This window comes from Chitinophaga sp. CB10 (genome assembly GCA_001870995.2).
Classification (GTDB): domain Bacteria; phylum Bacteroidota; class Bacteroidia; order Chitinophagales; family Chitinophagaceae; genus Chitinophaga.
Map to the genome: position 1 here is coordinate 347,363 of MLAV02000001.1, position 23,980 is coordinate 371,342.

22 protein-coding genes and 1 tRNA gene are annotated in these 23,980 nt (G+C 49.5%); 14 read left to right on the top strand and 9 right to left on the bottom strand.

Going from position 1 to position 23,980, the window contains the following annotated elements:
• Nucleotides 1-5: 5 nt before the first annotated feature.
• The gene (locus BOC67_RS01400) at nucleotides 6-1,124 is read right to left on the bottom strand and encodes a 5-(carboxyamino)imidazole ribonucleotide synthase (protein WP_291906503.1); all 1,119 of its coding nucleotides are present in this window, start codon (nucleotides 1,122-1,124) and stop codon (nucleotides 6-8) included.
• Nucleotides 1,125-1,224: 100 nt separating this feature from the next.
• Nucleotides 1,225-2,805, bottom strand: a complete 1,581-nt coding sequence (locus BOC67_RS01405) for a glycosyltransferase family 39 protein (protein WP_291906505.1) — start codon at nucleotides 2,803-2,805, stop codon at nucleotides 1,225-1,227.
• 234 nt (nucleotides 2,806-3,039) lie between these two features.
• Here BOC67_RS01405 and BOC67_RS01410 point away from each other — a divergent pair, with 234 nt between their 5' ends.
• The 5 genes from BOC67_RS01410 (at nucleotide 3,040) to BOC67_RS01430 (ending at nucleotide 7,115) form a co-directional block, all read left to right on the top strand.
• A complete protein-coding gene (locus BOC67_RS01410) occupies nucleotides 3,040-3,729 on the top strand; it encodes a hypothetical protein (RefSeq protein WP_291906507.1) in 690 nt (229 codons plus the stop codon).
• A gap of 19 nt (nucleotides 3,730-3,748) precedes the next feature.
• Nucleotides 3,749-4,267 carry a Crp/Fnr family transcriptional regulator gene (locus tag BOC67_RS01415; RefSeq protein ID WP_291906509.1) on the top strand — a complete coding sequence of 173 codons (519 nt, stop codon included), beginning with the start codon at nucleotides 3,749-3,751 and terminating at the stop codon, nucleotides 4,265-4,267.
• Between the two features lie 86 nt (nucleotides 4,268-4,353).
• On the top strand, nucleotides 4,354-4,950 hold the full coding sequence (locus BOC67_RS01420; protein ID WP_291906510.1) for an NAD(P)H-dependent oxidoreductase: 597 nt from the start codon (nucleotides 4,354-4,356) through the stop codon (nucleotides 4,948-4,950).
• Between the two features lie 190 nt (nucleotides 4,951-5,140).
• Nucleotides 5,141-6,502, top strand: coding sequence for an ATP/GTP-binding protein (locus BOC67_RS01425; RefSeq protein ID WP_291906512.1), 1,362 nt, complete (start codon nucleotides 5,141-5,143; stop codon nucleotides 6,500-6,502).
• Nucleotides 6,486-7,115, top strand: a complete 630-nt coding sequence (locus BOC67_RS01430) for an RloB family protein (RefSeq protein WP_291906513.1) — start codon at nucleotides 6,486-6,488, stop codon at nucleotides 7,113-7,115. Before BOC67_RS01425 ends, BOC67_RS01430 begins: the two co-directional genes overlap by 17 nt.
• A gap of 108 nt (nucleotides 7,116-7,223) precedes the next feature.
• On the opposite strand, the gene BOC67_RS01435 is transcribed toward BOC67_RS01430, so the two are convergent.
• On the bottom strand, nucleotides 7,224-8,123 hold the full coding sequence (locus tag BOC67_RS01435; RefSeq protein ID WP_291906514.1) for a helix-turn-helix transcriptional regulator: 900 nt from the start codon (nucleotides 8,121-8,123) through the stop codon (nucleotides 7,224-7,226).
• A 267-nt stretch (nucleotides 8,124-8,390) separates the two neighbouring features.
• On the opposite strand from BOC67_RS01435, the gene BOC67_RS01440 reads away from it, so the two are divergent.
• Both BOC67_RS01440 and BOC67_RS01445 read left to right on the top strand, forming a co-directional pair.
• Nucleotides 8,391-9,050: a carboxymuconolactone decarboxylase family protein gene (locus BOC67_RS01440; RefSeq protein ID WP_291906516.1), complete on the top strand. Its 660-nt coding sequence runs from the start codon at nucleotides 8,391-8,393 to the stop codon at nucleotides 9,048-9,050.
• A gap of 89 nt (nucleotides 9,051-9,139) precedes the next feature.
• Nucleotides 9,140-9,505, top strand: coding sequence for a putative quinol monooxygenase (locus BOC67_RS01445; RefSeq protein ID WP_291906517.1), 366 nt, complete (start codon nucleotides 9,140-9,142; stop codon nucleotides 9,503-9,505).
• A gap of 168 nt (nucleotides 9,506-9,673) precedes the next feature.
• Here the strand turns inward: BOC67_RS01445 and BOC67_RS01450 are convergent, their stop codons facing one another.
• From BOC67_RS01450 to BOC67_RS01460, 3 genes are all read right to left on the bottom strand, one after another.
• Nucleotides 9,674-10,258 (bottom strand): SHOCT domain-containing protein, encoded by a 585-nt coding sequence (locus BOC67_RS01450; RefSeq protein WP_291906520.1) that lies wholly within the window; start codon nucleotides 10,256-10,258, stop codon nucleotides 9,674-9,676.
• Nucleotides 10,259-10,730: 472 nt separating this feature from the next.
• A tRNA-Pro gene (locus BOC67_RS01455) sits at nucleotides 10,731-10,807 on the bottom strand.
• 376 nt (nucleotides 10,808-11,183) lie between these two features.
• Complete coding sequence (locus tag BOC67_RS01460) at nucleotides 11,184-11,351, bottom strand: phosphatidate cytidylyltransferase (RefSeq protein WP_291906521.1); 168 nt, start codon at nucleotides 11,349-11,351, stop codon at nucleotides 11,184-11,186.
• Between the two features lie 698 nt (nucleotides 11,352-12,049).
• Between BOC67_RS01460 and BOC67_RS01465 the strand changes: the two genes are divergently transcribed.
• Entirely contained in the window at nucleotides 12,050-13,126 is a 1,077-nt protein-coding gene (locus BOC67_RS01465) for an NADH:flavin oxidoreductase/NADH oxidase (RefSeq protein WP_291906523.1), read from the top strand.
• 4 nt (nucleotides 13,127-13,130) lie between these two features.
• On the opposite strand, the gene mgrA is transcribed toward BOC67_RS01465, so the two are convergent.
• Complete coding sequence (gene mgrA, locus BOC67_RS01470) at nucleotides 13,131-14,120, bottom strand: L-glyceraldehyde 3-phosphate reductase (RefSeq protein ID WP_291906525.1); 990 nt, start codon at nucleotides 14,118-14,120, stop codon at nucleotides 13,131-13,133.
• Between the two features lie 121 nt (nucleotides 14,121-14,241).
• On the opposite strand from mgrA, the gene BOC67_RS01475 reads away from it, so the two are divergent.
• Nucleotides 14,242-14,994 (top strand): response regulator transcription factor, encoded by a 753-nt coding sequence (locus BOC67_RS01475; RefSeq protein WP_291906527.1) that lies wholly within the window; start codon nucleotides 14,242-14,244, stop codon nucleotides 14,992-14,994.
• 315 nt (nucleotides 14,995-15,309) lie between these two features.
• On the opposite strand, the gene BOC67_RS01480 is transcribed toward BOC67_RS01475, so the two are convergent.
• Nucleotides 15,310-16,221 (bottom strand): acyl-CoA desaturase, encoded by a 912-nt coding sequence (locus tag BOC67_RS01480; protein ID WP_291906528.1) that lies wholly within the window; start codon nucleotides 16,219-16,221, stop codon nucleotides 15,310-15,312.
• 160 nt (nucleotides 16,222-16,381) lie between these two features.
• Between BOC67_RS01480 and BOC67_RS01485 the strand changes: the two genes are divergently transcribed.
• Complete coding sequence (locus BOC67_RS01485) at nucleotides 16,382-16,957, top strand: HdeD family acid-resistance protein (RefSeq protein ID WP_291906529.1); 576 nt, start codon at nucleotides 16,382-16,384, stop codon at nucleotides 16,955-16,957.
• On the opposite strand, the gene BOC67_RS01490 is transcribed toward BOC67_RS01485, so the two are convergent.
• The gene (locus tag BOC67_RS01490; protein WP_291906530.1) at nucleotides 16,954-17,229 is read right to left on the bottom strand and encodes a hypothetical protein; all 276 of its coding nucleotides are present in this window, start codon (nucleotides 17,227-17,229) and stop codon (nucleotides 16,954-16,956) included. The two genes, BOC67_RS01485 and BOC67_RS01490, sit on opposite strands and share 4 nt — an antisense overlap.
• A gap of 147 nt (nucleotides 17,230-17,376) precedes the next feature.
• Here BOC67_RS01490 and BOC67_RS01495 point away from each other — a divergent pair, with 147 nt between their 5' ends.
• From BOC67_RS01495 to BOC67_RS01510, 4 genes are all read left to right on the top strand, one after another.
• Complete coding sequence (locus BOC67_RS01495) at nucleotides 17,377-19,761, top strand: M1 family metallopeptidase (protein WP_291906532.1); 2,385 nt, start codon at nucleotides 17,377-17,379, stop codon at nucleotides 19,759-19,761.
• 24 nt (nucleotides 19,762-19,785) lie between these two features.
• Nucleotides 19,786-21,246 (top strand): cobyric acid synthase, encoded by a 1,461-nt coding sequence (locus BOC67_RS01500; RefSeq protein WP_291906533.1) that lies wholly within the window; start codon nucleotides 19,786-19,788, stop codon nucleotides 21,244-21,246.
• A gap of 10 nt (nucleotides 21,247-21,256) precedes the next feature.
• Entirely contained in the window at nucleotides 21,257-22,279 is a 1,023-nt protein-coding gene (locus tag BOC67_RS01505; protein ID WP_291906535.1) for an aminotransferase class I/II-fold pyridoxal phosphate-dependent enzyme, read from the top strand.
• Between the two features lie 148 nt (nucleotides 22,280-22,427).
• The gene (locus tag BOC67_RS01510; protein ID WP_291906537.1) at nucleotides 22,428-23,312 is read left to right on the top strand and encodes an SDR family NAD(P)-dependent oxidoreductase; all 885 of its coding nucleotides are present in this window, start codon (nucleotides 22,428-22,430) and stop codon (nucleotides 23,310-23,312) included.
• Nucleotides 23,313-23,980: the final 668 nt, after the last annotated feature.

The window sequence follows — 23,980 nt, forward strand, 5'->3', positions numbered from 1 at the left end:
ATAGATTAATTTAAAACTTTTCGAATTGTTTCCGCTTTGGCGACGATGCTTTCCATGGTATCGCCGGCGATGGTGATGTGCCCGATCTTCCTGCCGGGGCGGTGGTCGATTTTACCGTACCAGTGGAGGTGTGCGCCTTTGATGGCGAGCAGGCGTGTCAGCACGTCCTTTTTATTGGCATTGAGGTAAGTGCTGTCGAGTATATTCATCATCAGGGATGGGAAGCGCAGGTCCGTTTCGCCCAGCGGCATGCCGATGATGGCGCGCAGCAGCTGTTCGTACTGGGAGGTGATGCTGGCTTCAATGGTGTGGTGGCCGCTGTTGTGCGGGCGCGGGGCCAGCTCGTTCACGACTACCTGGTTATCTTTGGTGATGAACATTTCCACGGCGATGATGCCTACCAGTTTAAATGCTTCCGCTACTTTTTCAGCGAGGGCGGTAGCTTGCCCGAGGATGGATGCATCCAGCTGTGCCGGCGCGATCTGGTAATCGAGGATAAATTTCTCCCCGGAGAACTGCATCATTACGGCATCGTAGCATTTCACTTCGCCTTGCTCGTTTCTGGCTACGATGACGGCGATTTCATGTTTGATGTCCACCAGTTCTTCCAGTACGCAAGGCGCGTCGAAAGCTGCTTCGATGTCGGCCTTGGATTTAAGGACCATCACGCCGTAACCATCGTATCCGTCGCGGCGTTTTTTCAGGCAGCCGGGCAGTTTATCTTCGATGGCATAGAGTTCATTTTTACCCTGTATGGCTACGCCTGGTACTACCGGGATGTTGTGGGATTGCAGGAATTGTTTCTGGGTGTATTTATCCTGGATCACGGCGATTGTTTCAGGGGAGGGGTACACTTTTACGCCTTGTTTTTCCAGCTGGCGTAATGCGTCGATATTCACCGCTTCCCTTTCGATGGTGATCACATCCATGTTTTTACCGAATTCGAGTACCGCTTCGTATGAAGTGGGATCAGCACAAATAAAAGAGGAAGTATAACGGGAGCAGGGCGCTTGCGGATCTTTATCCATTGCTGATACGTTAACGCCGAGGTCAATGGCATGTCTGATGAGCATGGCGCCCAGCTGACCGCCTCCTAATATTCCTATTTTCAAAGTTTCAAGCATAGCATTCAATTGGGATGCAAAGGTATAAAACTAATTGGAAATGATGGAATGGGGCGGAGGAGGTTGATATGTGGGGAAGTTTAATATGTGTGGAGGCCCGCTAATGCAGCGCGCCTCCATCTTCCAGCGCATTGGGCGGCAGTTTTTGCACCGCGCCTTCAGCAGTTGTTTTCAATTTACCCCGGCGGATCTTATCCTTAAAGGCTTCCCGCATGGCGGGGCTGGGGCCTTTCATGAGTATGATGAGAGAGCCGTATTCCAGCGCATAGGGGTTAGTGACGGAATCCACGAGGGTGACCTCTTTGAATTCTTTGATAAAGCCGTGTTGCATTTCCTGCCTGTCGTCCGTTACCAGGAGGATGGTTTCGAAGGAATCGAGGTCTTGTGGCATCCAGTACAGGAAACTGGCATTATCGCTATACGCAGGCGGCAGGTGATATTTTGGCGCATAGTAGTTCACTGCGCCGGCCTGGCCGTAGTTATCGCAAAACAGGATGGTGTGCGCCTTTTCCGTGCTATCCAGCGTGCTGTAGGCTTTTGCCACCTTTTGCGTGATCTCTTCCCAGGAGAGCATATCGGCAAAGTCCTGCGGCAGCGCGTGATCCCGGCGATCGCCCCAGCGCAGCACCCCTGCTTTGCGGGGGAGGTCGTGCTGCTGGTAGTAGGCCGCCATTGCCGCCGGCGGTTTGATCGGCAGCAGTAATGGCAGCAGGATATAGCCTATGCATGCGCTAAACGCCACCATGCCCATTTTCCACCAGCGGTTGGCCGACTTTTCCAGGCAGGCGGCGCCGAAGGCGAAGAGGATAGGATAGGCGCCCTGGGTATAGTAGCTTTTACCCTGGCCGATCATCAGCAGGGTGACGGTGAGGAGGAATGCCCAGGCGATGAAGCGGTATTGTTTGCTGCGGGCCGTCCATACCAGGCCGGCCACCCAGGTGATCACCGTGGCGATGTTCAGCAGCAGCTGATCCAGGAGGAAGCTCCAGGGGCTGAGGTATTGCAGCTGGTCATCGTGCAGGGTTTTCATGTGATAGACCACCGGGAAGCCGTTGGCAGCCTGCCAGAGGAGGTTGGGCAGGGCAATGAGGATGCCCAGGCCGGCAGCGAAGTAAAAGTGCCGGCTGGCAAGGATTTTTTTGTCCCATGAGAGGAGTAATCCGCCCGCGATGCCGGCGGCAAAGAACGCCATGGTGTATTTACTCAATATGCCAAGTCCTAAGCTGACACCCGCCAGGTACAGGTACACCGGTTTTGCGGTTTGTTTATACCGGATGAGCCCATACGCCATGGCCGTCCACCAAAAAATATCGAGGAAGTTGGGCTGGAACAGGAAGTGCATGCGGAGCCACGCGCCGGTCACAAACGGCAGCCAGGCCAGTACCAGGGCAAACCAGCGGCCGCCCAGGTGCAGCGTCATGCGGCCTACGAGCAGGTAGGTCAGCGCGCCGGCGAGGGAAGGCCATATTTTGATCGCCCACAGGGCGCCGCCCATGAGGTTAGTGAGCCAGGCGAACACGGAGAGCAGCGGCGGCGCTTCCATATAGCCCCAGGCCATGTGGCGGGCTTCGGCGAGGTACAGCAGCTCGTCGCGGTGCGGACCCCATTGCGGGTCCTGTAATACAAAAGGTAAAACGAGTTTTACCAGCGCAAGGAGGTAGAGGAGGTGAACAGGTTTCATAGCAAAAAGGTAAAGAGAAAAACGGGGGAATGGGAGCGGATTTTGACCAATGACAGGAAAATGGTGACGTTTTGCAGCGTTTGGGGGGATGGTTTGATTTGTTGGAGGCAGGTTGGAGCGTTTTGCTGGCTATCGTTTGATTTGTTTGACGCCTGTTGCAACTTTTCCCAGCTATGGCTTGATTTGTCGGACGCATGTTGCAGCGTTTTCCCGGCTATTGTTATATTTGCCGGTATGTCTGACGCCGGGAAACAAATTCATCAAGTAAACAGTTTTGAAGACCTTGTAAATACGCCTTTTCGTGGGTCCGTTAACGCTATCTGCTGGACGCGGACATTGGCCGGCGATTTCGCCGAGATCGTGGGGAAGCTGGCACAAGAGGGGAATATTACAGAAGTGGCCCCCGCTGCGTTGCTCACGCTGCAATTGAGCGAGCAGGGGCAGCTTGCCCGCGACGTGCTTTTGCACGACCTGGACCTGCTGAAAGCCCATGGCGCCTCCCCGGTGCTGAATGTGATCGCGTATTATGAGCAGGACGAAACCTTGCCGTTTTTTCCAACAGATGTCTATTCCTGGCATGTGGACCGTTCCCCCGTTCCGACGGATACGTTTCTATGTACCTACTACGGCGCGTCCAGTGATATATTGCCCAATGCGCAAGGCGTGCAGAAGGTACTTGTTCCGGAGATACGCGCGCAGTTGAGGAAGTTGTATGATGGTCCTGAGGAAGGGTTTGAGGCATTCCTGGAAGAGCATTTTTTTGATTTGCATTATGCCGCCCTGCCGGGCGCTCAGCCGGTGAACGCAGGGCTGGGGAATTTGTGGCGGCTGGCGGTGGATCATCCGGGGAGTGAGGTGCTGCCGTGTTTGCACAGGGCGCCGAAGGAAAGGAAGGGGGAGAGGAGGTTGTTGTTAATTTGTTAAACATCTATTTCGCTAATTGATGAAGAAGTGGTCTGCATTCAGTCCGTATTTCAAACAGCTGGAAGTGCCTGCCAGGACTCTCCTTTTACAGGAAGGGCAGGTGTCCCGGACCATGTTCTTTATTGAAAAGGGATGCCTGCGGACATGGATCAATAATGACGGCAGGGATATCACTACGCAATTTTTCTTTGAAGGGGACAGTGTTTCTGCGATAGAGAGCTTTAGAACCAACCAGCCAAGTTTATATAGCATCGAAAGTTTGGAGCCCTGTGTGCTACAAACCATCTCGCAGCAGGACTTTCACGATATTATTGAAAACCTGCCGGCGATTAGATCAGAACTGGAAGCGCATTTGTTTAAACGCCTGCTGCATTCCCAAAAGGTTTTTTATTCCTACCTCAAAAACAATCCTCAGCAACGTTATGAGGAGTTGCTCCAAGAATACCCGCACATTGTGCAGCGGGTTCCTCAACATTATATTGCTTCCTACCTGGGTATTACCCCTGTTTCGTTGAGCCGGATACGTAACCGGCGCTAAAGTTCAGGGAAGTTCATTTCTTAACAAATGTTATCGTCCGCGCTTGCCAGGCTGCTCAATTTTGCAGTGTAATCAACAACATGCAAATGAGAACAGTAATTGTATTTAATCATCCCTACGAAGGCAGTTTCTGCAATGCTATATTACAGGCCGTAACGAAAGGGTTGCACAAGGCCGGTCAGGAGGTGGACCTGATGCACCTCGACCGGGATGGGTTTAACCCTGCCATGTCGCAAGGCGACCTTCAGGCCTTTGTGGCGCACCAGCCGGTTGACCCTCAGGTGATCGACTACTGCGGGCGGTTGAAAAAAGCGGATCAGGTGATTTTTATATTCCCCATCTGGTGGGATATTATGCCGGCAACAACGAAAGGATTTATTGACCGGGTGTTGGCGCCTGGCGTAGTGTATGACCATCACCCGAGAGGGTTTGGATTGGTGCCGCTGCTGACAAACCTAAAAAGCGTAACCATCATAACGACGATGAATAAGCCTGGGATCATGTATTCCCTGCTTATTGGGAATTTAATCAGGAAGGTAATGTTGAGGAGTGTTTTCAGGACGATGGGATACAGGAATTTAAAATGGATCAGTTTTACGCGGGTGAAGACGAGGCGGCAGGAGAAGCGGGTGCAGTGGCTGGAAGGGTTGGAGAGAAAGTTTGCGGCAACGGCGTCCAGGTAAACATGGATGGCAAGTTTTGAAGTAGCCTGTTCTCGATACTGCTGCGGCCTCAGCAGTATTGCCGTGTGACCTATCCTACGAGTCAATTTTATCACATTCCCGTAATATTTTCACTTAATTATTAAAGTTTAAACGCTTTTTTGGGCTTTTTCTTATTGTTTTTTAATATTTTGCGTGAAATTTTCACGCAATGCTCGTCCGCTTCATCGTCTCTAATTTATTTTCCTTCAAGGAACCTACTGAGTTCAATATGCTGCCCGGCAGGTTTAACCGGCTGCCACATCATGTTATTACCGCCGGAAATGTCAATCTGTTGAAGTTGAACGCGATGTACGGTGCAAACGGGGCAGGTAAGAGCAATTTTATTCATGCCCTCGCCATACTAAGAGATTTTCTGATCGATGGCAGGATGCCTATTGACCTTATAACGGAAACTTTCAAGTTTGACCGGGAAAGTGCTCAAAAGGATGTGTATCTCGGTATTGAGTTCATCAAAGAAGACGTGCCTTACTATTACGGACTGACGATTAATCAGGGCATCATTGTAGAGGAGGAATTGCAAATAAGTGGCATAGGCCAAAAGAGTGACAAGGTGCTGTTTATTCGAAAAGATAAAATCGAAGAAAAGGACCTTGCATTAACTTTTTCCAAAGAGGTAAATGAGGACCGGGAAGCTGCATTATTTCCTGAGTTTTTAAAAAACGAGATTTTGGAGCGGAATGTACCTGTCTTGTTTTATATGAGAAACAGAAACAACAAAGTTTTCGAACCATTTAAGAAGGCCCTGGAATGGTTTGAAAGAGGACTTGAACTGATTTTACCTTTTTCCAAACCCAGTGGATTAGCCATGAGGTTGGAAAAAGATGAAAATTTCCGCCGGTTTACTGTCGACCTGATGAAGTCTTTCAATACCGGTATTGAAGATATTCACGTGCAGACAATTCCCATCGAAGAATATTTTGGTGAAGATAATAAACACGAGGCTGAAAGGATTATCGCCGATTTACGGGCTAAGGCGGGAAAAGGAAAATATATTCATACGCACTGGGAGGAAGTAGTATTCGTTTTAGAAAACAACCTGCCTGTTGCAAAGAGAATCGAACTGTCTCATGGGGAGGATAATGGCCAGGCCAGGTTTCTTTTTTCTGAAGAATCAGACGGTACCAGGAGATTGCTTGAATACATTCCTGCGATCTATAGTGCAGTGAATTGGAACAGAACTTTTTTCATTGATGAAATAGAGCGAAGTATTCATCCTTTGTTAATCAAAGAGCTTATCCGCAAGTTCTCTCATGACAAACATACGAAAGGACAATTAATTTTCTCCACACACGAAGCCAACCTCCTGGATCAGGATATTTTCCGTCCTGATGAAATTTGGTTTGCTGAAAAGAATAAACAAGGAGCCACTCAACTATATCCTTTGAGCGAATTCAAAGAGCACCATACTATTGATATACGCAAAGGTTATCTCAATGGGCGTTATGGCGCTATTCCGTTCCTGGGCAATTTAAAAGACTTAAACTGGGAACAGTATGCCGAAGCCAATTAAGTTTTCCTATGCGAAGAAGGAGCCTTTCCGGGACGCATTCTTCTTTATCATTGTCTGTGAAGGGCAGAATCGGGAACCAGACTATTTCCGTTTTTTTGACGGTATATCTTCCAGAGTAAAGATTGTAACTGTAGAGAGTGACGGAGGAAACAGTGCTCCAAAGAAATTGATCGGGCGGGCAATATCAAAAGAACAGGAGCTGGATGCCAGCGCTGAAAAGGATCGTTTGTGGTTCGTTATTGATACGGATAAATGGAAAGCGCAACTTCATGAAATCAGGAAGGAGTGCGAAAGCAGGCCGCATTGGAAGGTTGCGCAAAGTAATCCCTGCTTTGAGGTATGGTTACATTTCCATGTGAAAAAAGGATTGCCTCCATTGGAAAATATCGCTAATTGCAAAAGCTGGAAGCCCTATTTGCCTACGATTATTCCCGGAGGATTCAATCCGGATATTCATCCTTCGGCCATAGAAACAGCCATCACTAATGCAAAGGCATCGTATGAGGCAAAAGGGTATGAACCTCAACCGGGCAGTACAGAGTTATGGAAACTTGGAGAAGAGTTGATGGCTTTGATCAAGAACGATTTGGATCGGTTGCTTGTCGTATTTTAGCTATTACTGTTTATATAGCATATTTATTGCTGGTTATATTTTGCTGATGCCTGTTCTGGGAGGCAGAAAGAAAAGCCTACTTACTTTTATATCTGGATCTTAGGCATCTTATTGGTTACTTGATCTATACTCAATCGGAGTTCTCCCTGTTTTTTGTTTAAATAACCGGGTAAAATGCTGCTGGTATTTAAAGCCCAACTGAAAAGCTATATCACTAATAGATTTGTTACCGTCAAATATCAAAACCTTTGCAGCATCAATCACTTTGGATTGAATATAGTCTAATGCTGTATTGCCAGTTTCCTTTTTGATAAGATCACCGAAGTAATTGCTCGATAAGTGCAACTGATCTGCACACCAGGCGACGGTTGGTAGTCCAAATGTCTGACAATTACCAGACTGAAAATAATGATCAAGAAGGCTTTCAAACCTAACTAAAATATCTTTATTGGCATGGCTGCGGGTAGTAAACTGGCGGTCATAAAAACGCATACAATAATTCAGTAACAATTCAATATTTGATACGATTAGTGTTTTACTATGCTTATCTATGTTTTGGTCTATTTCATAAGCAATCTTTGCGAAGCAATCATTAACAATCGCCCTTTCCTTTTTGGATAAGTGAAGGGCCTCATTCACTTCGTAAGAAAAAAAAGTATAATTCCTTATTTTTCTTCCAAGATCAGTTCCTTTAATTAGGTCGGGGTGAAATACAAGCGCTTTGCCGGATGGCTTGATCACCTTGCCCTTGCTGTCAATGCCATAAATCTGTCCTGGTGATATAAAAACGAGTGTTCCGTCTTCATAATCATAAGACTGGCAGCCATACTTTATATCACCGCACTTGATGTACTTCAAAAAAATGGCATAAATACCCATATATCTTTTGAAATATTGATAGGTGGGCATTTCATCAAAATTCACTACACTCACAAGAGGATGTAATGTTTCAACTCCCACTGTCTGGTTGTATTGTTTAACAGTATCTATTCTTTCCACCTGTTTCATAGCCTGTATTTCAATTTATACAAATTTAGCAAACCTTGATATGTGTTAAAGACAATGGAACCCAAATCGGTGAAATTGGTAAATAAATCTGTGTTATGTATAAAAAAAGGCTGTTGGATAACAGGTAAATTTGTACCCCAGTAATTAAGTAACGAGCCGGTTGTTTTAAACTTTTTAAAGGCAAGTGCTGTTAATATCCATCTTATGCAAAGGAACAAATTTATAAAATGGATTTTGTCATTGGTTTTACTCCTAAATACAATAAGTATGAACGCACAGCATGAAAGTAAATCAGCATCTTTAGATTCCCGTCAATATAACCTTGCTTCAATTTCAACATTGACAGCTATTGGAAATATTGAAAGCCTGAAAGTACAGCTTGGAGCCGCACTGGATGCTGGGCTAACTATAAACGAGATAAAAGAGGCTTTGGTGCAGTTATACGCCTATTGTGGATTTCCACGAAGCCTTAATGCTATCAGTAGCTTCATGCAGGTGCTGGAAGAGAGAAAAGAGAAAGGGATTACTGATGTAATAGGTAGAGACGCAACACCTGTTAAAGATAGTTCGGATTCTTATGAGCGTGGAAGAAAAACGCTTGAGATGCTAACTAAAACTCCACAGGCAAAGCCTGCACCAGGATTTGGAGAGTTTGCGCCACGTATCGATGCTTTTCTGAAGAAGCACCTTTTTGCCGATATATTTGACAGTGATGTGCTCGACTTTCAGCAAAGGGAACTCGTAACAATATCCGCATTGGCAGCCATGCAGGGAACAACCGGACAGTTGCAAGCCCATATAGGGATGGGAATAAATACAGGGATTACAATAAAACAGATAAAGGATATTTTCGACATTGTTGAAAAGACAGTAGGTAAAGAGCAGGCTGAAAAAGCCATGACTGTTTTGTCAAACCTGAATAAATAGCCGGTAATATGAACAACTATTTATTTGAATTCCGCAATCGCTTTAGACATTTATTTCTTATTGCACTGACTATAATAATCCTTTTTTGTATGAATAACATTGCGCATGCACAACAGGGAATGATAGTGCGCATTTCGGAGATCGACATTCACCCCGATTATCTAAAGGAATATATAGCCATATTAAAACATGAAGCTGAAGCATCTGTAAAAATAGAACCAGGCGTTATTGCTATCTTTCCCATGCTCCAACGAGATAATCCGACGCAAGTGAGAATATTGGAAATATACAGGGATCAGAAAGCCTATCAGTCGCATCTGCAAACCGAACATTTTCTGAAGTATAAGACCACCACACTGCACATGATTAAATCATTGAAATTAGTGGACATGGATGCACTTGATGTGGAAACTGCAACGCAGCTGTTCAGTAAATTAAAAAGTGCGCCACAATAAAGACCAATTTTAGTATTAGAAGTAAAACGTATCAATGGGATGGCAAATCTCAATAAACAGGATAGCATAAACTATGCTATCCTGTTTATTGAATTATTGGTATTATCGAGAATCTCCATGATTCTATTTAATCTTCGAAATCACCAGGCTCAATATCTGTGTGAGGATCTACTGTGCTAATAGCTTCTTCTTTTGACTGTCGTACTCATCTTGGGTAATCGCGCCAGCATCTAACAATTCTTTTAATTTCTTCAACTCGTCTGCAACAGACCCACCCGCTGATGAAGATATGTTTTTTCTCGCATAAGATGCAGGGGGCACCAACTCCCCGCCTTCAATAGCATTTTCAATTTCAATCCAATAGTTTACCATTTCTCCAACTCCTACTTTAGCGACAACAGTATATCCAGTTTTTTTTCTGCCATAGGCTATAAGTGACTTTACTTTAACGGTTTTGCCGGAAAAATTTGTTCCCGCATATCTCCTGTTTGAATAATTATCCATAGAGGTTGCAGACCCCCATCCTATTGGAGATTGGTACATAAATGAAAAGGTTTTATTAGGCATAGATCCTCTGCCTAATGTTAGCACATCTCCTGGCCTAATTGTCCATCCAGTGCTAGTAGTAAACGCTGTATCAATCATACTTTGAGCCACGGCTGCTTTAGTACCTGGTTCTATGATTGTTGGGGTGTTTTGCGAGAATGCAAGCGAAGGGATTAGAATTGTTGCCGTTAAAATAAAAATTTTCATGTTATTTAATTATAAGGTGTACGTATATAAAATGCGTAGTGAATTAATACCTTCATCACACTTACTGCACCTTGACAATCTGTTAACCTGTAATACCTGTGTGTATGAAGAAGAGAAGCAAAACTAAGTGTCAAACTCCGGATCATTCCTTATTAGATTGGTATTTTTCTTTAACTGGGCATCACGCGGCGCACGATCTAAGCTGTCCTGAACGGAGAGTCGTCCAACGTGGATGCCGTACGGGATGCCGCTGCTGCCGCTCGTCGGGTCATTAAAAATCGCAAGTCCAATGTACATAGCATACCCCCCAGGGAAGATGCCCCAAAGAAGGTGAAGAAGCCGCGTAGAAGACCCGCGCGGGAGGTGCAGGATCTTACTGAGTACCTGACCGAGAGATTATCAAAGTCCCCAAACGGTCCCCGGCATTGCTGAAAATGATAAAACCCGCCATGCTGGCGGGTTTAGTTTTAGCTGGTCGGGACGACAAGATTCGAACTTGCGACCCCTAGCACCCCATGCTAGTGCGCTACCGGGCTGCGCTACGTCCCGAACTTCCGGTGTTCCCCTCATCAGGGGATGCAAAAGTAGTACTTTTTTGATTTTTACAAAATTATATACAATATTTTTTATAAACCATCCCCAAAAGCCTATAACCCCACCGCACACACGCTCCCAACATGGAACCACTTTTGCATACACCTCCATGTATCAAATTGCCTTCATATGAAAAAGTTAGTCTTTATCATGACCCTCGCTGTTCTGTCCATAGTCGCAGCCTGCGTGCCACCCCGGAGGCCGCCACGGCCGCCGCACCCGCCCAGGCCGCCACACGCCATGGTAATCCCCCCGCAAGCCGGTTTCATAGCATAAAAAAGAAGCCGGAGCTACACAGGCTCCGGCTTCTCCCATTATGTAAAAAATATGGCTAATTGCGGTTCATCCCCTTGGAAATTAACCATATGATAAGCCCCAATACTACCGCCACCGCTATTATGCCCGTCCATACCCCGGCTTTAAAAATACCCCCGATCACTTCGCAACTGCTTAACAGGAGGATGGAGGCTACGGCTACCGAATAAACTATACTTTTCATAGTGATATGTTTGGTTCTGATAACCATAACGCATTTTCTATGCCGCCTGCCGGTTAAACAGGAACTCCTGCTGCCGGCTACACCGGTGCTGTGGCTGTAAAAAGCCCGACAAATCTACCGCTTCCGCCTGCAATGTCGCCGTGCCACAGCCCTTAACCGAAGTAATTTGATACTTCCGCTCCCCTGCCAACTGATAAGAGAATTCCACAGTATTGGGTCCGGTTGTCAGAAAAATTACACGTTTTGCCGTACCTACATACCGGTAACGTCCACCTCCTGGTACATGTTGAACCGGTAACCGGGACCATGGTTCGGAAATCCCGACGGATCTCGCCATAGCAAAATTGCGGTCGTTATAATTTTTTTAGGGGGAGAAGAATAAGCCTGCCCCGCAGTGTGGTATCGGCCGGTTCTAAATTTTCCGGCGCCGGTACAGCCATGGCAGTGAAGTAGAACAAATGGAGACGCCGCTGCCGGAGGAATGCAATGAAAAGCCCGAAAATAATTCGACAAGGATGTTAAAGAAAATGTTCAGCGCAAATTCGTAACCCCCGGGCCTTTGAGAGATTGATTATTCCATGGCCGGATACATATGCCAACCAATTTAACGAACCAGGTGTTAACGTTTAGTTGTCCCTAGACTTAACTTACCTTGAAGTACTTTTTACTAACTTACGATCAGACAAATTCTTACTCCGATGATTCATTTATTTCAACCGCTTCAGCTGCGCGCCGTAACATTGAAAAACCGCATCGCCGTTTCTCCAATGTGCGAGTATTCCGCTGAAGATGGCTTCGCAAACGACTGGCACTTGGTTCACCTGGGCAGCAGGGCTGTTGGCGGGGCAGGACTCGTACTCACAGAGGCGGTGGCCGTATCCCCGGAAGGCCGTATCTCCCCGCAGGACCTCGGCATATGGAAGGAAGAACACCTGCCCATGCTGCTCCGCATCACCACATTCATAAAATCACAGGGCGCAGTGCCCGGCATACAACTGGGCCATGCCGGCCGCAAAGCCAGCACCTACCGCCCCTGGGAAGGCCATAAGGAAGTGCCGGCAGATCAGGGAGGGTGGAAGGTAGTCGCTCCCAGCGCCATTCCGTTTAATGACGTATATCCCATGCCGGAAGCACTGACCAAAGAAGGTATTAAGAAAGTAATCGCAGATTTTGCCACCGCCACGGAAAGAGCCATCCGCGCGGGTTTTGAAGTAATCGAAATCCATGCGGCGCACGGTTACCTGCTGCACAACTTCCTGTCGCCACTTAGCAACCAGCGTACGGACGAATACGGCGGCCCCTTCGAAAACCGAATCCGCATGCTGCTGGAAGTAACGGACGCCATCCGCACCGTGTTGCCCGCCCAATACCCGCTGTTTGTACGTTTATCCGCTACCGATTGGGCGCCCGGCGGCTGGAATGAAGAGGAATCTGTAAAGCTGGCACTGATCCTGAAAGACAGGGGAGTGGACCTGATCGATACCAGCACCGGCGGCCTCGCAGCACACCAGCAAATCCCCGTAGGGCCGCTCTACCAGGTGCCGTTCGCTGATAAGATCCGGAAGGAAGCAGGCATCGCTACCGGCGCTGTAGGCCTCATTACCACACCGCAGGAAGCCAACAGCATCATCGCCGAAGGCAAGGCCGACCTGGTACTGATGGCGCGGGAGCTGCTGCGGGACCCATATTTCCCTATCCACGCAGCTGCCGAATTAGGTTATCACGACATGCCGTGGCCTATCCAATACGTCCGCGCAAAACGCACACCCAGGTAATAAGCTATTGCAATATCTCCTCGATCGCCTGCAATTCTTCCGCCGCAAACCTCCGGTTTTGCAGCGCCGCCAGGTTATCGTCCAGTTGCGAAGTAGAGCTGGCGCCAATCAACACGGTCGTCACACGCGGGTCCTTCAGCACCCACGCCAGCGCCATTTGAGCCAGCGTTTGCCCCCGTTGCACCGCCAGCTGGTTCAACCGGGTGATCTTGTCCAGCTTTTCCGGCGTAATATCCTCCTCCTTCAGGAAGCCGCCCTTGCTGGCCCTGCTGCCGGCAGGTATCCCTTTGAGGTATTTGTCGGTAAGCAGGCCCTGAGCCAGCGGAGAAAAGGGAATACAGCCCACGCCGTTGGCTTCCAGCACATCCAGCAAGCCTTCCTCCACCCAGCGTACAAACATGCTGTATTTTGGCTGGTGGATCAGGCAGGGCGTGCCCAGCTCCCGCAACACCTTCACCGCCACGGCCGTTTGCTCGGCGGTGTAGTTGGAAAGCCCCACGTACAGCGCTTTGCCCTGCTGCACAATACTATGCAGGGCGCCCATCGTTTCTTCTACCGGCGTCTCCGGATCGGGACGGTGCGAGTAAAATATATCCACATAATCCAGCTGCATGCGCTGCAGGCTCTGGTCCAGGCTTGAAATAAGGTATTTGCGGCTGCCTTTGTCGCCATATGGCCCCGGCCACATCACATAGCCGGCTTTGGTGGAAATCACCATTTCATCCCTCAAATGGCCGCTAAAATCCTTTTTGAGGATACGCCCGAAGTTCTCCTCGGCGCTGCCCGGAACGGGGCCGTAATTGTTCGCCAGGTCAAAATGGGTAATGCCGTTGTCAAAAGCATGCCGGATGATCGCGCGCCCGTTCTCAAAATTGTCAACAGAGCCGAAGTTGTGCCAAAGCCCCAGGGATATTGCCGGCAGCAGTAAGCCGCTCCTGCCGCACCGCTGGTAGGTCATATCCTGGTATCTCGCCGGATGGGGAACATACGTCATCTTATCGTGGTTTTTCGCCAAGATAAAAGATTTATGATATAAAAATTTTAAATTTGGAGAGTTACTTTCCCGGACTATTCTATTTGCGGATTATCTTTTATCAACCTACAGCAACCTGTCTATGGAGCACGTCGCTACCACTGGGATCATCTCGGTAAACCTATACGAAAAAAGCAGGATACTCTCCACCTCCTGGAATACCTGTGAAACTGCCGAAGAATATATTACCGGCATTAAAGATTTTCATTCCCTTTACTGGCAGGTCAAACCCAGGCATACGCTTTGGCATAACCAGAACTGTGGCTTTGATATCCCGCCAGACCTGCAGGCCTGGACGGACGTATTCCTCAACGTTTCCGCCATCAAAGCCGGGTTCGATGGTAAGGTGGCCATTCTCGTGGGGGATAATATGCTGCACCTGCTCTCGCTGGCCAATCTCTTCGAGGAAGGAACGGCAAACGTCACCTCCCGCTTCTTTCGCCACACAGAGGAAGCCCTGGCCTGGCTGGAAAAGAAATCGCCTTTACAGCCCATTGCGCCGCCTTCCATCAAAGTCAAAAGCCTGGAAGACGGGAGGTCGGAAATAAGCCTGGAAATCAACAGCGAAGCCCTTAACGAATACATCTTCCTGCTCAATCGCCTGCTAAAAAGCTCCATTTTCAAAATGTCGCACGCAGAGCAGTTCGCCAAACTCTCCGCCCGCGAAAAAGAAGTCTTCCAGCTGATCGTCCGGGGATGTACCAACCCAGTTATCGCCAAAAGTCTTTTTATCTCCATTGACACCGTAAAGACGCACCGCAAGAATATCATGCAAAAGCTCCGCTGCCGCAATGTGCAGGAGCTGTTACAGTACGCCATTTTTGTTCAGGTATAACGGATGAAAATCACCCTGTAAGGCGATTGTTAAAATCAGGCGGAAAAGGGAAATTGCAGGTAAGCAACCAATACAACCAATTATTCTAATCACATATACCATCTTCGCCGGCCATTACGGAGGACGGCGTTGCTCACAAACTCCTTTCGCCAACAAAATTATTACGGGAATGCAATCGCATGCTGCCATGATCTTATAGCAGGATGATTTAATCGTGTAGGGTCTTAATAGGTTAACCTCAAGTCTAATAAGCAGAAAGAAAAGAGGTCGTCACGGCATGCCGGACGACCTCTGAATTTATTCGTTATTTGGAAACTATGCTCTTACTTCCTTCACAGCAGTTCCATCTTTCACTTTGTTGATCTTATTGCTCTCCCTTACTTTCGCCGGTACCGGGCGGATGTCCCACACAATACCAAACCAGCTGAGGGCTTTGAGCACATAATAGGAGATGTCAATTTCCCACCAGTAGAAACCCTGGCGTGCAGAGCTTTGATAGTAGTGGTGGTTATTGTGCCATCCTTCGCCCAGGGTGATCAGCGCCAGCCACACACTGTTGCGGGATTGGTCGCCGGTTTCATAACGCTGCTTACCAATTTTATGCATCAGGGAGTTGATGGTGAAAGTACCATGGTACAGGAATATAGTGCTGGCAAAGAAACCGATGAACAGGGTGGATAAGCCGGCGCTCCAGTCAAACCAACCGGTACCGTTTACCTTGTTACCCACGAAATACACGGCAATCGCCAGGACTACCGCAGGAATCATATGCCATTTATTCAGCCAGAAGAGTTCTTTTGCCTTGTGATCCTTGATCAGGTCCCAACGGGTAGGCTTGTATTCAGGGCCCATGATCCAGCCAATGTGCGCATACCAGATGCCGTAGATATTGGCAGAGTGAGGATCTTCCGGAGTGTCGCTGTGTTTGTGGTGAATACGGTGATTAGCGGACCACCATAAAGCGCCTTTCTGCAAACTGCTCTGCGCGCCGCCTGCAAGGATGAACTGGAAGAATCGCGACGTCTTGAATGCGCGATGCGAGAAATAACGGTGATAACCTGCCGTCACAAAAAACATACGCACTACATACAGCGCCGCGCACAAAATCCAGTCAAATGCTGTTGTGCCGGTAAAAAATGCAAAAAAGGGCACTAAATGTATGCCCAGGAAATCTACTTGATGCCACCAGTTTGGTCGGCCTCTTTGTTGCTTAATCGCCTTATTCATCTCACAAAGATAGTTTCCAGAATTTGTTATAAATATGATTTAAATCAGATTGGGCAAAGTTAATCTATTTAGCCATCCGGTCACCCTCCGGCTGAACATTTTACATTAAGATGTGTTAGGGTTGTATCGGGAAACCAAGTTTTAATTAAAATATTATCTTATGTCTAACCTCTTCAATGCGATCCGAAGTAATGTAAAATACTGGTGGTTGTACCTGGTAAACGGGATCATTTTCCTCCTCGCAGGTTTCGTGGTTTTTTCTAACCCCTTCAGCAGTTACGTCCTGCTTAGTATATTCTTCGCCGTTACCCTGTTTGTGTCCGGCATCGCGGAAATTATTTTCGCCGTGAGCAACCGCCGGCATATGTACGGTTGGGGATGGTCGCTGGCCTCCGGCATTATCGACCTCGTGGTGGGCTTCCTCCTCATGATCTACCCCGCCGTCAGCATGGCCGTGATCCCCATCTTCCTCGGTTTCTGGTTCCTCTTCCGGGGTATCAGCCTCATTGTATTCTCCATCCAGTTAAGCATGGAAAAAATTCCCAACTGGGGCTGGATCCTGGTAGGCGGCATCATCCTCATCATGCTCGCCGTATTTATCCTGGATAACCCCGCCCTCGGCGTAGCCACTGTACTCGGCATTGTGGCCGCTTCCTTCTGGGTGGCCGGCGTGCTCGCCATCCTCTTCGCATTCCGGCTCCGCCATGTGAAAAAAGAATTCAATAAACTGGTTTAATGCGCCTCCTTACCTGTGCGGTACTCCTGCAAAGCTGTAGCCGCAACAGGCCGCATAAACGCAACTGCCCGGTGCATCAGCACCGGCAGCAGCTTGCTTATCTGCCCTGCCGGAATTCCTGATGCCGCTTTGCGGGAAATAGTAGGCTGATTCGTATATTTAGCAATCAGCATCATCAACCGCTTTACATGACAATGAAATTCCCGCTCACCCTTGCGCTGCTCGCTGCCACTGCCGCAGCCTTCGCCCAGTCGCCCGCTTATGACCAACACTAGGCATTCGCGCCTTTATTTTACACGACGAACGGTAACGAATACCGCGCTGCCGACGGTACGCCCGGCCCCCGGTATTGGCAGAACGCCGCCGATTACCACATCGATGCCACCCTGGATACCGTTAACCATCGTATCACCGGCGCCGTGACCATCACCTACCACAACAACAGCCCCCAGGCATTGCCCTTCCTGTGGCTGCAGCTGGATCAGCAGCATTTCCGCGAGGACTCCCGCGGTACCGCTACCATTCCCGGCGGCAACGAACGCTTTTCCAATAAGGACTATACCAATGGTTTTGAAATAAAGCAAGTGCAGGTAATACAAGGGGGTAAGGGGGGAGACGCCAATTACATCACGAACGATACCCGCCTGCAGGTGCGACTCAACGAGCCGCTGAAAGCCGGGGCCGCCATCCAGCTGAAAATCGACTATGCCTATGCCATTCCCATGTATGGCATCGATCGTACCAGCCGCATGAAGTCCCGCAACGGATGGGTGTACGAAATCGCCCAGTGGTACCCCCGCATGGCCGTGTACGACGACGTGCTGGGCTGGAACAACCTGCCCTACCTGGGCGCAGGAGAGTTCTACCTGGAATATGGCGACTTCACCTACAACATCACCGCGCCGGCCAATATGGTAGTTGCCGGCTCGGGTGAACTGACCAACCCTTCCCAGGTGCTATCCGCCAAAGAGCTTTCCCAACTGACGGCCGCTAAAAACAGTGATAAAACGGTGTTCATCCGCGACAGCGCCGAGATGAAAAACAACACCGCTACAGGTACCCGCATCTGGCGCTTCTCCTGCAAAAACGCCCGGGATGTGGCCTGGGCCGCCTCCGCCGCCTTCATCTGGGACGCTGCCCGCATTAACCTGCCCGGCAATAAAAAAGCCCTCGCGCAATCCGTCTATATCGTAGAAAACAGCGGCAAGAGCGGCTGGGGAAGGTCCACCGAATACGTGAAAGCCTGCATTGAACACTATTCCGAAAAATGGTATCCCTACACGTACCCGGTAGCTACCAACGTAGCCGGTATGGTCGGAGGGATGGAATACCCCGGCATCGTGTTCTGCTCTTACCGGTCCTCCAACGGCGGCCTGTGGAACGTAACCAACCACGAATTCGGCCACAACTGGTTCCCCATGATCGTTGGCTCCAACGAGCGTAAATACGCCTGGATGGACGAAGGTTTCAATACCTTCATCAACAGCATTGCCACACAGGCGTTCAATAACGGGGAATACTATACGAAAGCTTCCATACAACGGCAGGCGCCTATGATGTTCTCCGAAAGGGAGGAAGCCCTGCTGAATACGCCGGAGGTGATCGGGTTAGGATACAACGGCATCGCGGCGTATTACAAACCTGCTATGGGCCTCCATTTGCTGCGCAACGTCGTCCTGGGGAAAGACCGGTTCGATTACGCCTTCCGTAAATACATCGACGCCTGGGCATTCAAACATCCTACGCCGTACGACTTCTTCCGCTGCATGGAAAACGCCAGCGGGGAGGACCTCAGCTGGTTCTGGCGGGGCTGGTTCTTCAACAACTGGCGGCTGGACCAGGGGATAGAAAAGGTTGCCTACCGTAACGACGATCCTGCAAAAGGCGCCCTTATCACCATCCGCAATTACAACCAATTGCCCATGCCGGTGATCGTGGCTGTCACGGAAGCCAACGGGAAGACCGATACCCTCCACCTCCCGGTGGAAATTTGGCAACGCGGCGACACCTGGACATTCCCGTACGCCTCCACTTCCAAACTCATCAAAGTAGAGCTGGATCCGGAAGGGCAGCTGCCGGACCTCAACCCGAAGAATAACACCTGGCAGGACGCGGAGCAAAAGCCTGTAAAACCCGGTACTACAGCCACCTCCGTATTACAACAGTACCTGAAGGCCATCAGCGGCCAAAATAACCTCTCCGCCCTGAAGGATATTTCGCTGAATACCGTGGTAGATGCCGAAGGCACAGAATGGGATGTGGTCCTGCGGGCCATACAGCCGGATAAATTCTACAAGGAAGTATATATCCCGATCATCAACCAAACCGTGCAGGTGTTGCGGATAGAAGGCGACTCCGTCTACTTCCAGCGCAAAGGAGAGGTGAAAGCGCTGACCGCGGCAGAAAAAGCGCTGGAAACGGAAAAGAACAGGATGTTTCCGGAAGCCTGGTACCTCGCGCATCCGCAGGAGGTGAAGATGGAACTCTCGCCAAATATCGCAGTGATAGACGGTAAAGAAACCAATGTGATCAGCATCGCCACTACCAACGGTACCGTTTTTAAATCCTATTTCGATGTGGCCACCGGCCTGAAACTCCGTACCGTCCAACTGCCGGTGCAGGAATCCGAAAACCCGGAAATTCTAACGGATTACTCCGATTATAAAACCGTCAAAGGCTTCCGGCTGCCTTTCCTGCAGGTGACGTTTGTCAACGGTTTGCAGCAGCGAATGGTAGTCAGGGACGCGCAAATCAATACAGGCCTTACCCGGGCCGGCCTTTTCAAAAAGTATTTTCAGCCATAACATCGAAGCCGCTATTTTTGCCGCATGAAAAGTATCATGATCGCAGGCACAGCTTCGGATGTAGGTAAAAGCGTTATTACAGCAGGCTTCTGCCGGATCTTCAAACAGGACGGTTGGAAGCCTGCGCCTTTTAAGGCGCAGAATATGTCGCTCAACAGCTTCGCTACGCCGGATGGCCTTGAAATAGGCCGTGCGCAAGCGGTACAGGCGGAAGCCGCGGGCGTGCCCTGCACTACGGACATGAATCCCGTGTTGCTGAAACCATCCAGCGATGTGTCGGCCCAGCTGGTGCTACATGGCAAGCCCGCCGGCAATCGCACCGCGGCAGAGTACTTCACCACCGCCTATAACAATGGCCTGTTTGCGGAAGCTACGGCCGCCTACGATCGCCTCGCCGCGCAATTTAACCCGGTGGTGATGGAAGGCGCCGGCAGTATTTCAGAAATCAACCTCTGGGACAGGGATATCGTGAACATGCGCATGGCCATGCACGCCAGGGCGGATGTGTACCTCGTGGCGGATATCGACCGGGGCGGCATCTTCGGCAGCATCTACGGTACGCTGGCCCTCTTGCCGCCGGAGCAGAAGGCGCTGGTCAAAGGCATTATCATCAACAAATTCCGGGGCGATACCCGCTTGTTCGACGACGGTCGAAAACAGCTGGAACGTTTAACCGGCGTGCCCGTGACGGGCATATTGCCCTATTTCCGGGACATTCATATTGAAGAAGAAGATACCGTTTCTCTCCAAACCAAATACAGGCGGCTGGCTGCAGACAAGGTAAACATAGCCGTTGTATTACTCCGGCATATGTCCAACTTTACGGATTTCAATGCCCTGGAAAAATATGAGGAGATTAACCTCTTTTATACGGATAACCCTGCCGATATTGTAAAAGCGGACGTCGTGATCCTGCCCGGCAGCAAAAATACCATCGGCGACCTGATGGCCATTCGCAGCAATGGCGCGGCAGCTGCGGTTTTACAGGCCGCGGCCGCGGGTAAAACCGTGATTGGAATTTGCGGTGGCTACCAAATGATGGGTGCTACCATTGCTGACCCGTATGGGGTGGAGGGGGAGATAAGAGAAACTGCCGGGTTGGGACTATTGCCCGTTCATACCCACCTGGCGCAGGTGAAAACTACAAAGCAACAATTCTTCAGATTTAGAGACATGCCCGGTACCTGCGTGGGTTACGAGATCCATATGGGGGTAACTACCGCTGCTGCTGCCAGTCCGGTTAATATTTTGGGAGATGGAAGTGCCGACGGTTACTGGCTTTCCCCGAAATGCTGGGGTACCTACCTCCACGGCGTGCTGGATAATGATGTGGTCGTAAAACAGGTTATTGGTACGGTAGGCCGCCACATCAGCGCCGGTTTTGATTATCCCGCCTTCCGGCAGCAGCAGTATGATAAATTGGCAGCGCTGATGCGTGAACATCTGGATATGCAGGCTGTTTATAGTTCATTGGCAAAACAATGAGTTAAATACTATGAAACATGGGCATGGGGATGATGCATATCTACTCAACAAAAAAATAGTAGCTGATTTCAGCAGCAACCTCTGGTACGGCGGACTACGGCCGGAATTGAAATCACATCTGGCCGGCATGCTCGATACCATCGGGCATTACCCGCAGGTGGCGGGGGAACAACTGCAACAGCAAATGGAAAAACACCTGAAGCTGGGCGCGGATAACATCCTGCTGACGGATGGCGCCACACAGGGGATTTACCTGATTGCGCAAGCCTTTGCAGGCGCTACTACCACCGTGGTAGGGCCTACGTATCCTGAATACGCTGATGCCAGTCGCCTCTTCGGGCACCAGGTGCGCTACCTCAGCTGGGATAAAGTGGACCATGGCATTCATATCGATTCAGATATTTTTTTCATCTGCAATCCGAATAATCCCGGCGGGCAGGTGTACCCCGGGGAGCAGCTACAGCAGCTGGTTGCAGCCAACCGTAAACATATCTTCGTGGTAGATGAAGCCTATATTCAGTTCACCCGCGAAACCACTTCACTGATACCGCATCTGCACCGGTTACCGAACTTGCTGATCCTGCGCTCGCCTACGAAAGCGGCCTGCTTCCCCGGGCTGCGGTTCGGATACATCGCCGGGCAAAAAGCATTGCTGGATAAAGTGCGCGCCTACCAGATGCCCTGGGCCCTCAACCAGCTGGCATTGGCGGCCGGCAGCTATTTAATTACAAATCCTGCGATATTTGAATTTCCACTGGACAACCTGCTTGCAGATGCTTTTCAGCTGAGAGAAAAGCTGAAAGCGATTCCGGAGTTGAAAGTCTATCCAACATATACGCATTATTTTTTATTTGAAACATTGACCGGCACGGCTGCGGAATTGAAGTCGTGGCTGGTGGATAAATACGGCATTTTAATCCGCGATGCGTCCAATATCGAAGGACTTTCCAACGGTTTTTGCAGAGTGGCCTGCCGCGGTGAAAAAGACAATAAATTACTCGTCACGGCACTGAAGAAATGGGCCCTGCAATAAGCCCGTATATTCATAAACGTTATATAATTCATTCGTTGAAAAAATCCTGCATTTCTGAACTAAACATATGTGTCAAAAGTTTTAAATTGTAGCAGGATTCGGAACGGAACCATTTGAATAAAATTAAAAGGAGATAAGAAAGCAAACCATGTATAATCCAAAGTTCCCCGCTATAAGTATCCTGGGTTGCGGCTGGGTAGGAAAGCCGCTCGCCTTGCACCTGCAGGCGGAAGGCTACCGTGTGAAAGGCTCCCGGACAACGATGGCGGGCGTGGAAGAAATGAACAACCTGGGTGTACAGGGATGCCTGGTGAAGTTGGAGGAAAATAAGATCACTGCTGATCCGGAATTTTGGGATGCGGATGTATTGATCATTGACGTACCTCCGCGTATGCAAAGAGGGGAGGGCGCATTTGTGCAGGAGATGACGACGCTGGCGGCGCACCTGCGCACCACGCGTATCGGCAAAGTAATTTTCATCAGCTCTACTTCCGTTTATCCGAATGTGAACGATAAGGTAACGGAGGAATGTACGCGCCTGCCGGATGCGCCTAACGGGCTGGCGCTGCTCAAGGCGGAGCAGCTCCTGATGGCGGAAACGGCCTGGGATACGGTAGTATTGCGTTTTGGCGGGCTGGCAGGTTATGACCGGATGCCAACCACCCAGCGCAAGGTGAATGAAGCCAAAGGCCAGGATATGCCATTAAACCTCATTCACCGGTTGGATTGCATTGGCGTGATAGATGCGGTGCTGGAAAAGGACATCTGGAATGAGGTGTTTAACGCCTGCGCCAGCGCACACCCGATGAAATTCACCTACCATGTGGCCGCCGCTGCCTACTATGGCTTTATGCGGCCGCGGCGCAAAACCACCGATGACGATTCGTATAAAATCGTCTCCAATTCAAAGTTGAAAAAAATGTTGGGATATACTTTTAAATTCGATAGCCCCCTGCAATTCTTCGGGGATGAACCGGGTAAAATACCTTTGGGGAATCTGCCGGAAACGCAGGAAGAGGGGTATAACAGGTAGCTCTTTGAAGAGGAAAAAGGTGAAGTGCTTTCGGGTGCTTTGCGGAAAGACAGGCTTGCAGGAATGAGCCTGGCGAGGTGTCTTCGGGTGCTTCGTTGACGCTCGGGAATGAATCGGGCGATGTGCTTTTGGATGCTGGCTGGTGTTTCAGGAATGAGCCTGTCGAGGTGCCTTAGGGGGCTTCGCTGTCTTTCTGGAATGAACCAGGCGATGTGATATTGGATGCTGCATGGTGTTTCAGTAATGAGCCTGGCGAGGTGTCTTCGGTGCTTCGTAGTCACTCCGGACTGAACCAGGCAATGTGCTTTGGGATGCTGCTGGTGTTTCAGGAATGAGCCTGGCGAGGTGACTTCAGTGCTTCGTAGTCACTCCGGACTGAACCAGGCGATGTGCTTTGGGATGCTGGCTGGTGTTTGAGGAATGAACCTGGTGGGATGGCTTAGAGTGCTTCGTTGACGCTCCGGAATGAACGAGGCGATGTGCTTTGGGATGCTGGGTGGTGTTTCAGGAATGAACCTGTCGAGGTGTCTTAAGGGGCTTCGCAGTCTTTCTGGAATGCACCAGGCGATGTGCTTTGGGATGCTGCATGGTGTTTCAGTAATGAGCCTGGCGAGGTGTCTTTGGGTGCTTCGTTGACTGTCCGGAATGAATTCGGCAATGTGCTTTGG